This window comes from Kitasatospora sp. NPDC048715 (genome assembly GCF_043198905.1).
GTDB lineage: Bacteria > Actinomycetota > Actinomycetes > Streptomycetales > Streptomycetaceae > Kitasatospora > Kitasatospora lactacystinica.
Window position 1 is genome coordinate 1 of record NZ_JBICVH010000014.1, and the last position, 13,222, is coordinate 13,222.

Sequence of the window (13,222 nt, forward strand, 5' to 3'; positions counted from 1 at the left end):
CCGTCGTCGCCTTGGTAGGCCATTACCCCACCAACAAGCTGATAGGCCGCGGGCTCATCCTGCACCGCCGGAGCTTTCCACCAACCCCCATGCAGAGGAAGGTCGTATCCGGTATTAGACCCCGTTTCCAGGGCTTGTCCCAGAGTGCAGGGCAGATTGCCCACGTGTTACTCACCCGTTCGCCACTGATCCACCCCGAAGGGCTTCACCGTTCGACTTGCATGTGTTAAGCACGCCGCCAGCGTTCGTCCTGAGCCAGGATCAAACTCTCCGTGAATGTTTACCCGTAATCGGGTCGACACCCGCGTTGAGCGGCACGGCAACCACCGGAATAGGGCGGCCCCGCGCACTGCGTCCTCGCTAGTGTTTGTTTCAAAAGGAATCTCCAACCCCAGGAAACCTGAGGCCGGGGATGTCAACATATCTGGCGTTGACTTTTGGCACGCTGTTGAGTTCTCAAGGAACGGACGCTTCCTTCGGACCGCCTTCCAGCGGACCCTCCGGGCTTCGTTCTTTCGTGTTTCCAGCTTATCAGATGTTTTCCGCTCCGTTTTCCGGAGTTTCATTCATCCAATTTCCCGAACTGGCCGGTTCCGCTTTTCGCGACGTCCCCCACATTAGCTCATTCCGAGTGCTACCCGAAATTCACGCTCACTCGGTCGGCGGGAATGCCAAGAAGCCCATTTTCATGGGGATCAGAGTGAGAGTGGGTCTCGCTGAGTGGGATGGCCGCTCCAGCGACTCGTTCAACACTAGGCCACCTGGAGGACATCGTCAAACGTCGAGGGCCGGATCTGTCCAGATCCGGCCCTCGGGGCTCAAAGACGCAGCTCAGAGCAGGTGTGTTTTCAGCCAAGCTTCAACCGGCCGGTCTGTCGACCAGTCCGTCGGCCGGTCAGCCGGCAGCGACCAGCTCCGCCGCCGCCAGGTTGCGCTTTCCGCGCCGCAGCACGAGCCAGCGGCCGTGCAGCAGGTCGGCCTCGGTCGGCACGGCCTCCTCATCCGTCACCTTGACGTTGTTGAGGTAGGCACCGCCTTCCTTGATCGTCCGGCGGGCGGCCGAGCGGCTCGGCGACAGACCGACGGCGACCAGCAGGTCGACCACCGTCTGCAGCTCGGACACCTCGGCCTTCGGGACCTCGGCCAGGGCGGCGGCCAGGGTCGGGGCCTCCAGATCAGCGAGGTCGCCCTGGCCGAACAGCGCCTTGGACGCGGCGACCGCGCGCTCGTACTGCTCTGCGCCGTGCACCAGCGTGGTGAGCTCCTCGGCGAGGGCGCGCTGGGCGAGACGGGCGGCGGGGCGCTCGGTGGTCTCGCGCTCCAGTTCCTCGATCTCCTCCTTCGAGCGGAAGCTGAAGATCCGCAGGAAGTTGGGGACGTCCCGATCGTCCGCGTTCAGCCAGAACTGGTAGAAGGCGTACGGGGTGGTCAGCTCGGGGTCGAGCCAGACCGTACCGGACTCGGTCTTGCCGAACTTGGTGCCGTCGGCCTTGACGATCAGCGGCGTGGCCAGCGCGTGGACGGACTTGCCGTCGGCCTTGCGGATCAGATCCGTGCCGGCGGTCAGGTTGCCCCACTGGTCGCTGCCGCCGGTCTGCAGGGCGCAGCCGTAGCGGCGGTTCAGCTCCAGGTAGTCCATGCCCTGGAGGATCTGGTAGCTGAACTCGGTGTAGCTGATGCCCGCGTCGGAGTTGAGCCGCCGGGCGACGGCCTCCTTGGCGATCATGTTGTTGACCCGGAAGTACTTGCCCACGTCGCGCAGCAGGCTGATCGCCGACATCCCGGACGTCCAGTCCAGGTTGTTGACCATGCGCGCCGCGTAGGGGCCCTCGAAGTCGAGGAAGCGCGAGATCTGGCCGCGCAGGCGCTCGACCCAGCCGGCCACCGTCTCGGGGTCGTTGAGCACGCGCTCGGCGGTGGGCTTCGGGTCGCCGATCAGGCCCGTGGCACCGCCGACCAGGCCGAGCGGGAGGTTCCCCGCCTGCTGGATGCGGCGCATGGTGAGGATCTGCACCAGGTTGCCGAGGTGCAGGCTGGGGGCCGTCGGATCGAAGCCGCAATAGAACGTGACCGGGCCGTCCGCGAACGCCTTGCGCAGTGCGTCCTCGTCAGTGGACAGGGCGATCAGCCCACGCCACTGCAGCTCGTCGACGATGTCCGTCACGGTCACGCTTCTCCTTCGATCGGGCGTCCGCCCAGTGCTGGCCCGGTTCGGTCGGGCTCCGGGTCGGTACGACTCCAGCCTGATAGAGCCTACGCGGTTCCGGCCAGCGAGTTTCCCCGAGGCACCCCATCGAGCTGGGCGGCCCGCTCTCCCGGTCCCTCCCCCGATACCGGAAATTCCGTTGTTCGACGGCTGTGGGCCCATTCAGAGTGGTTCCACCGCCGTGCGGCGGCAGTGACGTGTGTGGAGACGGTCGTGCCGCCGTGGCACGCCCGCGGGAAGGGTGTGCCGAGTGCGCAACACGCTGGTTCTGAACGCGAGCTACGAGCCCCTGACGACGGTGTCGCTCCAGCGCGCCGTCGTCCTGGTGCTCCAGGACAAGGCGGTGGTGGAGCAGGCGCATCCGCTGCGCTCGATCCGGGGGACGGGCGTGGCCGTCCCGGTGCCACGGGTGATCAGACTGCAACGGTACGTACGGGTGCCGTTCCGACAACAGGCTCCGTGGTCACGGCGGGGTGTCCTGGCCCGGGACCAGCACCTCTGCGCGTACTGCGGCCGGCGGGCCACCACGGTGGACCACCTCCAGCCCAGGTCGCGCGGTGGTGCCGACAGCTGGATGAACACCGTCGCCGCGTGCGCGGAGGACAACCAGCACAAGGCGGACCGCACACCGGAGCAGGCCGGGATGAAGCTGCTGCGGCGGCCGTTCGAGCCGACGCCGCAGGCCAGTCTGATGCTGGCGCTCGGTCTGCGCAGCTCGGAGGTCCGGGACCTCGCCGACTGGCTGCCGGCCGTACCGGGCCGGCCCGTCTCCGCGGCGTGAGGCGATTGCCGGGAGACGGTTCGCGGGAGACTGCTCGCGAGAGGCGGTTCCGGGGAACGGGAGCACTCTCGACGTTCTCGACCTGAGGACACCCTCAGTGCTCGGACGGCGGCGGGTGGGGCGGCGCGCCGGCGTGGTGCGGGGCGGAAGGCCTCAGTCCTTCGCCTGGTACCCCGCCGCCGTGCCGTAGTTGGTCGAGTGCTCGGGCACCACGACCACCTGTCCGCCGCCGATCAGCACTCGTCCGGAGATCAGCAGTGAACCGGTGCCGGCCGGGAAGTTACCGCCGGTCGCCTCCTGACCGCCCGCCAGCGGGAACCTGCTGAGACGGGCGGGCTGGTCACGGCGTTCGTCGGCGGCGAGCACCAGCGATCCGCCGTCGATGCCGACCGCCCGGACGGCGCCCTTCGCGGCGCTCGGCACCTTCCAGCGCTGCTTGCCGGTGTCCAGGTCGTAGCCGACCGCGGCCACCGGCCCGCCACCGTTCGGCGGTTCCAGGGTGGTGACCATCGTCCGGCCCTCGAAGTAGACGCCAGGAGTGGCCGAAAACGTACCGTGGGCGACGTCCAGCCGACCGCCGTCGACGGCCACCGGGATCTCGGCGGCCGGGTCGCCGCCCGCGCCCCAGGCGAACACCCGGTCGTCCTCGGGCTTCCCGCCGGTCGTGAGGACCACGGACGGCTCGGCGGACAGCACCGTCACCGTCTTCGGCTGGTTGTTCAGGCCCCGCCACCAGCCGACCTTGCCGTCCGCGATGTTCAGCGCGACGGCCTGGTCGGCGGGGGTCGAATCGGCGCAGGAGGAGGCGACGAGCACGGTCCTTCCGCTGACGCCGCCGGACAGGGTGCAGAACTTGCCCTGGCCGGTGTACTGCCAGACGTCCTTCCCGTCGGCCGACTCCCAGGCCAGCGCCCGGTCGTCGCCGACGGCCACCACCTTGTCCTCGGTGACACCGACCCGCGCCGAGTAGGCGCCCTTCGTGTCCGAGAGGGTCTTGGTCCACGCGGTCCTGCCGGTCTTGGTGTCCACGGCGGACACCAGCGTGCAGGGACTCTTCGGATCGGCCTGCGGACGGAACAGCGCCGCGCCCAGGCCTGCCTGGTTCACTCCCGCCGACAGCCCGCACGGGACGGCCCCGGCGGCCGGCGGCTCCACCGACCAGGTCGGCTTGCCGCCCGCCCGGTCGTACGCGCGGACACCGGAGCCGTCGGCCCGGACCACCGCGTCGGCCAGCAGCCAGCTGCCGATCAGCGTGTCGTCGCCCCCGGCCGGACCGGCCACGGCAGGCTGCGCGGCCCAGGCCCTGGTGTGCGCCACCGCGAAGCCCGGCTCACCGCCGCTGCTCGCCGCCGCGCTGCCACCTCCCTCGGTCCCGACCATCAGCCCCGCCGCCACCAGTACTCCCAGCGCGGCCACCCCGGCACCGGTCCGCACCAGCAGGGCCTTGCGGCTGGGCACGTGATCCCCTGCCAGCACCGCGTCGGCGGCCTTCCGTGCCTTGGCGGAGAGCGAAGAGGCCGCGCCGGTGCCCGCGCCGGCACGGGCACCGGAGCCCCGGCCGGCACCTCGGCGCGCGGAGGCCCGCGACGGCGAGGCGGGCTCGGCCTGCGACTCGGGGGCCTGCGTCGTAGAAGTCTCCGCGGGCTGTTCCGGGACGGTCACGGGCACCTGCCCGGCCTCTTCGAGGTGCACGTAGCCGTCCGCCGAGTACTCCGCCCCGGCCGGGACGTACAAGCCCTCCCCGGCGGGCTGCCGCGGGGCGGCGTACGGTGTGGCGGCCTGATGCGGCTGCGCGTGGTCCGGGTACTGCGGATACGGCTGGTACTGCTCCTGAACGCCGTAGTGGCCCTGATCCTGGCCCTGGACGTAGCCGCCCTCGACATAGCCGGTCCGACCGTATCCACTGTGGTCGTAACCGCTCTGGTCATAGCCGGCCTGGTCATGACCGGCCTGGCCGTAGCCGGTGTCGTAGCTGGTCTCGTAGCCGGTGTGCCCGTAGCCGCCTTGGCCGAGCTGCGGCTGCTGCCCGTACTCGGCCGAGCCGTAACCCGCCTGCTGCTGCGGCTGCCACTGCGATGGCTGCTCCGGCGTCTGCTCCTGCTCGGCATACCCGCCGTGCCCGCTGTGCCCGCCGTTCTGCCAGTCCGAGTGGCCCTCGGACGGCCACGGCTGTTGGGGGTGGGCGTCTCCGAAGGGCTCCTGCGCCATCCGTTCCGTCCCTCCCGAGCCATCTGCCTGCCGATGCGGCAGTCAGCATCTCACGCCTGCCCGGAGAGGCGGCCCGGGCCCTCGGTCGGACGGGCCCGGGCTCCTCGGCCGTGCCGCGTCAGGCCGCCGACTCGACGCGCAGGGCCTCGTCGATCCGGGCGGCGAGGGTGAAGTCCAGCCCGGTGAGGCCGCCGGCGCTGTGGGTGGACAGGAGGAAGCGCAGGGTTCGCCAGCGGATGTCGATGTCGGGGTGGTGGTCGAGCGCCTCTGCCTGCTCGGCGACGGAGACGACCACCCGGATCGCCGCCGGGAAATCCGGCGCGTCGGCGGTACGGGCGATGCTGTCGCCCTCCCGCTTCCATTGGGGCAGCGCCGCCAGGGCTGCCGTGATCTCGTCCTCGTTCAGCCGCGCCCTGCTGCTCATCGCCGCACTCCTGGTGGGTCGTCCGGTGGGTCGTCGCTCCGGGGCCGGGGAGCTCCGGAACCGGGATTCCGGGCCGTTCAGGCGCCCGGGAACCGGTGTCAGGCGGCCTTCCGGCGCGGACGGGCCACCAGCTCGCCGCCGCAGTTGGGGCAGGTGGCGGCCATGGACTCGGTGCAGTCCGGGCAGAAGGTGCACTCGTAGGAACATATCGAGGCGCGGCCGTCCGCGGTCAGCGACACCGCGCAGCGCTCGCAGCTCTCACGCATCTCCAGGGCCATGGCGTACTCCTCCGACCTGCATACGGTCTGACGGTCGTTCAACTCAACAACAGCTTGGTGACGGCCACGAGGCCGACCACCACGATGACAACGCGCAGCGCGGTCGGCGGGAGACGACGGCCGACCTTGGCCCCGAGCAGGCCTCCGACCAGCGAACCCGCCGCGATCAGACCAGCGGCGGCCCAGTTCACGGTCGAGGTGAAGAGGAAGAAGAGCGCGGCGACCGCGTTCACGATCAGCGCCAGGGCGTTCTTCACCGCGTTGATCCGCTGGAGGTCCTCCTGGAGCAGCATGCCCATCAGCGCCATCAGCAGCACGCCCTGCGCGGCACCGAAGTAGCCGCCGTAGATGCCGGTCAGGAACACCCCGACCAGCAGTACCGGGCTGCCGTCCGGATCGCCGCCGGGGCGGCGGCGGGCGGCGACGGCCTTGGCCACCCGGGGCTGGATCACCACCAGGACGAGCGCCAGCAGGATCAGCGCCGGGACGATCGCGTCGAAGGCCCCGCTCGGAAGCTTGATCAGCAGCAGCGCGCCGAGCAGCCCGCCGAGCAGGGAGGCGGTGCCCATGCGCAGCACGCGGCGCCCCTGGTCGGCCAGCTCGCGGCGGTACCCGATCACCCCGCTGAGCGAGCCGGGGACCAGGCCGAAGGAGTTGGAGACATTGGCGGTGACCGGTGGGATGCCCACGGCGAGCAGGACCGGGAAGGTGATCAGCGTGCCGGAGCCGACGATCACGTTGATCATCCCGGCGCCGACGCCGGCCACCAGGACGGCGATCGACTCCCAGAGCGTCATGGGTCACCTCTCCTCTCGGTCCTGTCCGAGGGGATCATGCCGGACGGCCCTGCGGGCCGACCAGACCCGCCCACGATTCGGGACGCACGCCACAGTGCCCGGTACGTACGCTTCGGCACCGTGAAAGGCCGAGGGCCCGCCACCTCTCGGCAGCGGGCCCTCGGCGAAGCACGGTTCGACCGATCACTCCGGGTCGATCTTCGGGTACTCCCGGACCGGGTCCACCCGGGGACGGGCGGCGCCCTTCTCGGTGTCCACCGGCCGCGGGCCGGACGCCGGGTCCAACGGCACCTGGGTGGCGGCCGGGATCGTCTGCGGGACACTGGGCGCCGCGACCGCGCCGCCGTTCACCCCGCCGTTGCCGGTCAGGCCGGTGAAGGCCCCGCCGAGGCCCTTGAGTGCGTCGCCGACCTCGCTGGGGATGATCCAGAGCTTGTTGGAGTCGCCCTTGGCCAGCTCGGGCAGGGTCTGGAGGTACTGGTAGGCCAGCAGCTTCTGGTCGGCGTCGCCGTCGTGGATGGCCTCGAAGACCGTCCGGATCGCGGCCGCCTCACCGTCCGCGCGCAGGACCGCGGCCTGCGCCTCACCCTCCGCCTTGAGCACCTCGGCCTGCTTCTCACCCTCGGCCTTGAGGATCTGGGCCTGGCGCTGGCCCTCGGCGGTGAGGATCGCGGCGCGCTTGTCCCGGTCGGCGCGCATTTGCTTCTCCATCGAGTCCTGGATGGAGGTCGGCGGCTCGATCGCCTTCAGCTCGACACGGTTGACCCGGATGCCCCACTTGCCGGTGGCCTCGTCCAGGACACCGCGCAGGCCAGCGTTGATGACCTCTCGCGAGGTCAGCGTGGACTCCAGGTCCATCGAGCCGATGATGTTGCGCAGCGTGGTGACGGTCAGCTGCTCGATCGCCTGGATGTAGCTGGCGACCTCGTACGTCGCGGCGCGGGGGTCGGTCACCTGGTAGTAGATGACGGTGTCGATGTTGACGACCAGGTTGTCCTGGGTGATCACCGGCTGCGGCGGGAACGGCACGACCTGTTCGCGCAGGTCGATCCGGTTGCGGACGCGGTCGATGAACGGGACGACGATGTTCAGCCCTGCGTTGAGCGTCCGGGTGTAGCGGCCGAAGCGCTCCACGATCGCGGCGCTGGCCTGCGGGATGACCTGGATCGTCTTGATCAGCGCGATGAAGGCCACCACGACCAGGACGACCAAAACGATAAGGACGGGTTCCACGGACTCTCCCCTAGACGACCAGGGCGGTCGCGCCCTGGATTTCGACGACGTCGACCTGCTGTCCAGGCTGGTACACCTGGCCCGGGTGAAGCGCACGGGCCGACCAGATCTCACCGTTCAACTTGATCCGCCCGCCCTCCCCGTCGACGGTTTCCGCGACGACCGCGGTGGCGCCCTGGAGCGCCTCGATGCCCATCTTGACCTGCGGGCCCTTCTGAAGCTGCCGGTAGGCGATCGGGCGGACGAAGACCACCAGTGCGACCGAGACGACGACGAAGGTCAGGGTCTCGGCGACCACTCCCCCGCCCAGCGCGGCCACGACGGCGGCGGCCAGCGCCCCGACCGCGAACATGGCGAACTCCGGCATCGCGGTGAGCACCAACGGTATGCCGAGCCCTGCGGCGGCCAGGAGCCACCAGATCCAGCTGTCCACACGTCCATCCTAGGGAGCGAAGGCCTTCGAAGCGGACAGTTCCCGCAGGTCGAGGGGCGGAAACCGGTCGCGCGTGCGACCGGTTTCCGACGGCCTTCCGGATGAGCGGACGAAGGGGCCTCAGCCCAGCGGCAGACCCTGGGCCGACCAGCGGTCTCCGTGCCGCTCCAGGGTGAGCGGCAGGCCGAAGCACTTGGAGAGATTACGGGCGGTCAGCTCGGTGTCGATCGGGCCGGCCGTGAGCACCTTCCCCTGTCGGATCATCAGGACGTGGGTGAAGCCCGGCGCGATCTCCTCGACGTGGTGGGTGACCATCGCCATGGCCGGGGCGAACTCGTCCTGGGCGAGCGCGCCGAGCCGGCGGACCAGGTCCTCGCGGCCACCGAGGTCGAGGCCCGCGGCAGGCTCGTCGAGCAGCAGCAGCTCGGGGTCGGTCATCAGGGCGCGGGCGATCAGGGTGCGCTTGCGCTCGCCCTCGGAGAGGGTGCCGAACTTGCGGTCGGTGAGATTGGCCATGCCGAGGCGGTCGAGCAGGGCGAGGGCGCGGACCTCGTCCGACTGCTCGTAGGTCTCCTGCCAGCTGACCGTCATGCCGTACGCGGCGGTGAGGACGGTCTGGAGCACGGTCTGCTCGGCCGGCAGCTTGTCGAACATGGCGGCGCCGGCCAGGCCGATCCGGGAACGCAGCTCGAAGACGTCGATCTCGCCGAGCTTCTCACCCAGCACCGTGACCTTGCCCGAGGTCGGGAACAGGTACGAGGAGGCGATCTGCAACAGCGTGGTCTTGCCGGCGCCGTTCGGGCCCAGGATGACCCAACGCTCGCCCTCGGAGATGGACCACGAGACCTGGTCGACCAGCGCGCGCCCCTCCCGGACCACGGATACGTCCACCAGCTCCAGCACGTCGCTCATGCCTACGCCTTCCCCAAAAAACAAGATTCTCGGCCGTCGGTGCGGGCGGCGAGCCTACTCCGGCAGCCGGTGGGCACGGGGTGGGTGCGCCGCACACGCATGGGCAAACCTACGCCACGCGGATGACCGCCGATTCCGTAGGCTGGCCGGATGCTCGTGACTCCTGCCGACAATCCGTACGAAGAGCCCCGTTCGGGGCGGCTCACCGCATGGGGCAACGCCTTGCTGGCGGGCCTGGTGCCGCCGGACGACGCCGCCACGGCCGTCCTGGGCCGGGACGAGATCCACCGGGTCACCGGGCTGCCCGGCGACGAGCCCGGCGAGCAGCACGGGCTGACCTGGGCGCTGGGGCGGCTGCGGGTGCTCGGCGTGAAGGGTCTGCGTCTCGCGCTACCCTCAGCCGGGCATCCGCTCGGGCTGACCGGTCCGAAGGCCTTCAACGAGCAGGCCATGAGTGCGGGCGAGGCCGTCCTGGCCGTCGGTGCACCACTCGGGCTGGTGCCGGAGGTGGAGGTGTACGGCCCGGCCGGCGACCGCTCGGCCACCGTGCTGTGGCGTTGTTCCGAGGTCAACGACACACCTCCGGCGGACGTGCCGTCGCTCCACGAGGCCGAACGTGAACTGGCCGACGGGCTGCGGGAGGCGACCGTCATGCTCGCCCGCCTCGACGTGGCCGGCGCCGGACCTGAGGCCTTGCGCGCCCTGGATGCCTACCGCCGCCGTGGCCACAGCGAGCTGCTCGCTCCCGGGTACCCGCCCCGGGCTGTCCGTGTCCTGGAGTCGGCCCGCCAGGTGTCCGCCCTGCTCTCCATCGCCTCCGGCGGCCACGGCGCTGCCGTCAGCGCCTCCGAGATGGCGGCCCGCCAATCCGCCCTGGCCCCGCTGCGGCGCACCGCCCGGCGCGCCCAGGTCGCCGCCTACAACGCCCTCGTGGACGAGCGAGACGATCGCTGAGAGGTACTGGGCCCCGGAGTCGGCGGTGGCGAGCGCGATCACCTCGGCGCGCTGGTATCTGCCGTCGGGCCCGGCGGCCAGGCCTCCCTGCGCCGTCGTGGCCACCAGCCGGCACCGGGGCCACCCCAGGACTTCGGCTGCCTCCTCCGCCGAGTAGCTCTCCGCGAGTCTCCGTTCCAGCGCCTCGGCCGCGGCCCGTGCCGTGGCCGCAGCCTTGTGCATGCGCTCCGTGACAGCCTGCTGCACCACGGCATACGGGACGGCGGCCAAGGCCTCCCGGCTGTAGGTCGGCCAGCCCCGGTATCCGCCGCAGGGGCGTAGCTCTCCTGCGGCGGCGAGCCGCCTGATGTCCTCGGCGATCACCAGCAGACCTGTGGTGTGGCCCAACACCGTGGCCGCCTTGGCCGCCCCCACGGGCGGCACGGCGCCGAGCGCGAGGATGATGTCCTCGGTGCGGGCCTTCAGCTGTACCTCGACGAGCGCCGACCAGGTGCCGTTGTCGAGGTCCGGCTCGGGGATCAGTTCACGTTCCCGTGCCAGGTTGAACTGCCAACGCCGCATCTGCAGTCGACGTCTCAGCAGCTCCGGCCCGTAGGCCTCCCGGTCTCGGGCTGTCTCCTGGGCCAACCTCGCTCTGCGCTCGACGTCCTCTGCTGCACGATTCCCTGCCCTCGCCACCTGACACCCGGACAAGGGGCGTCCTGGCGCCCGCCCTCGGCCACCGTCCTCGACAGTTGACTGTGACCCAGGCCCGGGCATCGGAGGCTCGTCGAACAGGTGGCATGTCACCTCAAGCTCATGGGCCAGCACGACAGGCCCGCACTGATTGCGCATCGCGTTCATCCGGCCCTCCCTCGGGATCGGTGTCGGCGATCAGCCTGGCACAGCCGAATGGCGATGGATCACCTGAATTCGGGCCAACCCTGCCGAACGGCACATGCTGGACCACCGTTTGACGCCCTGCCTGGCCGAAAACCTGCCAATCGGCACGGCGCCTGCGCCACTACGTCGCGCCCCCGGCGCGCTACCCCTCTCGGGCCTCGCCGTGACGAACGGCCCAGAGTGCCGCCTGGGTGCGGTCGCTCAGGTCCAACTTCATCAGGATGTTGGACACATGGGTCTTCACCGTCTTCTCCGAGAGGTGCAGACTGCGGGCGATCTCCCGGTTGGAGCGGCCATCGGCGATGTGTCCGAGCACTTCGCGCTCGCGCTCGGTGAGCGTGCCACCTCGACCCTGCGGAACGCGCGGGCCGTCGTCGGTGAGCAGGGCCTCGGCCAGTTCGGGCTGGAGCAGAACGTGACCGGCGTGCACCGACCGAATCGCCCCGGCCAGCGCCTCCGGGTCCACGTCCTTGTACACGTAACCGGCCGCACCGGCCCGCAGCGCGGGAACCATCGTGCGGTGCTCGGTGAAGCTGGTGACGATCAGGATCCGGGCGCGGCTGCCCTCGCCCTTGAGCGTGCGCAGCGCCTCGATGCCGTCGACGCCGGGCATCTTGAGGTCCATCAGGACGACATCGGGGTCGAGCTCACGGGCCCGGTCAATACCCTCCGCCCCATCGGCGGCCTCCCCGACCACCTCGATGTCGTCCTGGACCTCCAGGAAAGTGCGCAGCCCGCGCCGAACCACCTGGTGGTCGTCGACCAACAGGACTCGGATCGACGGTGTGCTCTCAGGCACCGGGGACCTCCATCTCTACGAGCGTCCCCCGACCGGGGGCCGATTCCAGGGTGAGTGTTCCGCCGACGGCGGCCGCGCGGTCGCGCATAGAGGCCAGGCCGAGGTGACGGCCTGCTCGCCTGACGGACTCCGGATCGAAGCCGCGCCCGTCGTCGTGCACGCGCAGCACCGCACCGCGCGCAGGCGTCCCTGCCAGGGTGACGGTGACCCTGCGGGCGCCGGAGTGGCGCAGCGCGTTGTGCAGCGCCTCCTGGGCGACTCTCAGCAGTGCGGCCTCCTGGGCAGGCGGCAGCGCCCGGACCCCGTCGGCGGCGAAGGCGACGTCGGCGGTGTGCGCCCGGTCCAGGACCTGCACCTGGGAGGCGAGAGTGGCGCTGAGCCCGTCCTCCTCCAGGGCTGCGGGACGCAGCTCCACGACGACCGCGCGCAGCTCGTCGGCTGCCTCGGCGGCGAGACGGGCGACCTCGGCGAGCTCGGCACGTGCCCGGACGGGGTCGCGGTCGACGAGCTTGGCGGCCGCCTTGGCCGTGAGCCGGAGCGAGAAGAGCTTCTGCGAGACGGCGTCGTGCAGGTCGTGGGCGATCCGGGCACGCTCGCCGGCCAGCGTGAGCTCGCGGCTGCGCTCGTACAGTCGGGCGTTGGACAGTGCGAGGGCCGCGTGCGCGGCGAGGATCCGCAGGAGTTCCTCGTCGTGATCGGTGAAGAGGCCACCGCCACGCTTGTTGGCGAGGAAGATGACGCCCATCACCTGCGGCTCGTCCTCGGCCGCTTCGGTGTCCAGGATCGGCATGCCCAGAAAGGCGTCCATATCGGGGTGGGCTGCGGGCCATCCTTCGAAGGTGGGTGCTTTGCGGACGTCCGCCAGCCGGGTGGGGCCGGTCTCGTGCAGCATCACGGCGAGTACACCGTGCTGTCGGGGCAGCGGGCCGATCGCCCGCCACTGCTCGTCGGTGACACCGTCGACCACGAACTGGGCGAAGCCCCCGTGGTCGTCGGGCACGCCCAGGGCCGCGTACTCGGCGCCGAGCAGTCCCCTGGCGGAGGCGGTGATGCGGCGCAGCACCTCACGGACCTCCAGGTGCCGGCTCATGGCGAGCAGTGCCTGGCTGACGGCCTCGATCCCGGACAGGCAGGGTTCGCAGGCGGGCAGCGGGCCCCGGTGGGTCCGGTGGTCTCCGGTGGTGCTGGACATACCGCCAAACTACCGCCGCCCCGGCGACCGCCGCGTCCGTCCGCGGCCGCCCCGGGCCCGGGTCCGGGGACCTAGGCCGCAGGGCCCGCCCGGAGCCTCATGAAAGCGCCCGGAACGCCGAGA

At 70.7% G+C, this 13,222-nt stretch carries 12 protein-coding genes and 1 rRNA gene; 2 read left to right on the forward strand and 11 right to left on the reverse strand.

The window, feature by feature from the left end:
* Both ACGFSC_RS24945 and tyrS read right to left on the reverse strand, forming a co-directional pair.
* Positions 1-277 (reverse strand): 16S ribosomal RNA (locus ACGFSC_RS24945); the annotation flags it as partial.
* A gap of 618 nt (positions 278-895) precedes the next feature.
* On the reverse strand, positions 896-2,164 hold the full coding sequence (gene tyrS, locus ACGFSC_RS24950; RefSeq protein ID WP_359911503.1) for a tyrosine--tRNA ligase: 1,269 nt from the start codon (positions 2,162-2,164) through the stop codon (positions 896-898).
* A 292-nt stretch (positions 2,165-2,456) separates the two neighbouring features.
* On the opposite strand from tyrS, the gene ACGFSC_RS24955 reads away from it, so the two are divergent.
* The gene (locus ACGFSC_RS24955) at positions 2,457-2,987 is read left to right on the forward strand and encodes an HNH endonuclease (RefSeq protein WP_359911434.1); all 531 of its coding nucleotides are present in this window, start codon (positions 2,457-2,459) and stop codon (positions 2,985-2,987) included.
* A gap of 153 nt (positions 2,988-3,140) precedes the next feature.
* Here the strand turns inward: ACGFSC_RS24955 and ACGFSC_RS24960 are convergent, their stop codons facing one another.
* From ACGFSC_RS24960 to ACGFSC_RS24990, 7 genes are all read right to left on the reverse strand, one after another.
* On the reverse strand, positions 3,141-5,195 hold the full coding sequence (locus tag ACGFSC_RS24960; protein ID WP_359911437.1) for a PQQ-binding-like beta-propeller repeat protein: 2,055 nt from the start codon (positions 5,193-5,195) through the stop codon (positions 3,141-3,143).
* A 118-nt stretch (positions 5,196-5,313) separates the two neighbouring features.
* A complete protein-coding gene (locus ACGFSC_RS24965) occupies positions 5,314-5,619 on the reverse strand; it encodes a 4a-hydroxytetrahydrobiopterin dehydratase (protein WP_359911440.1) in 306 nt (101 codons plus the stop codon).
* 98 nt (positions 5,620-5,717) lie between these two features.
* Positions 5,718-5,897 carry a DUF1272 domain-containing protein gene (locus tag ACGFSC_RS24970; RefSeq protein WP_359911443.1) on the reverse strand — a complete coding sequence of 60 codons (180 nt, stop codon included), beginning with the start codon at positions 5,895-5,897 and terminating at the stop codon, positions 5,718-5,720.
* A gap of 38 nt (positions 5,898-5,935) precedes the next feature.
* The gene (locus ACGFSC_RS24975) at positions 5,936-6,694 is read right to left on the reverse strand and encodes a sulfite exporter TauE/SafE family protein (RefSeq protein ID WP_359911446.1); all 759 of its coding nucleotides are present in this window, start codon (positions 6,692-6,694) and stop codon (positions 5,936-5,938) included.
* 183 nt (positions 6,695-6,877) lie between these two features.
* Positions 6,878-7,927, reverse strand: coding sequence for an SPFH domain-containing protein (locus ACGFSC_RS24980; RefSeq protein WP_359911449.1), 1,050 nt, complete (start codon positions 7,925-7,927; stop codon positions 6,878-6,880).
* A 10-nt stretch (positions 7,928-7,937) separates the two neighbouring features.
* A complete protein-coding gene (locus tag ACGFSC_RS24985) occupies positions 7,938-8,360 on the reverse strand; it encodes an NfeD family protein (protein ID WP_359911452.1) in 423 nt (140 codons plus the stop codon).
* Positions 8,361-8,480: 120 nt separating this feature from the next.
* Entirely contained in the window at positions 8,481-9,272 is a 792-nt protein-coding gene (locus ACGFSC_RS24990) for an ABC transporter ATP-binding protein (protein ID WP_359911455.1), read from the reverse strand.
* A 150-nt stretch (positions 9,273-9,422) separates the two neighbouring features.
* On the opposite strand from ACGFSC_RS24990, the gene ACGFSC_RS24995 reads away from it, so the two are divergent.
* Positions 9,423-10,226 (forward strand): hypothetical protein, encoded by an 804-nt coding sequence (locus tag ACGFSC_RS24995; protein ID WP_359911458.1) that lies wholly within the window; start codon positions 9,423-9,425, stop codon positions 10,224-10,226.
* A 1,024-nt stretch (positions 10,227-11,250) separates the two neighbouring features.
* Here the strand turns inward: ACGFSC_RS24995 and ACGFSC_RS25000 are convergent.
* The gene (locus tag ACGFSC_RS25000; protein WP_359911461.1) at positions 11,251-11,907 is read right to left on the reverse strand and encodes a response regulator transcription factor; all 657 of its coding nucleotides are present in this window, start codon (positions 11,905-11,907) and stop codon (positions 11,251-11,253) included.
* On the reverse strand, positions 11,900-12,997 hold the full coding sequence (locus tag ACGFSC_RS25005; RefSeq protein ID WP_359911506.1) for a GAF domain-containing sensor histidine kinase: 1,098 nt from the start codon (positions 12,995-12,997) through the stop codon (positions 11,900-11,902). Before ACGFSC_RS25005 ends, ACGFSC_RS25000 begins: the two co-directional genes overlap by 8 nt.
* Positions 12,998-13,222: the final 225 nt, after the last annotated feature.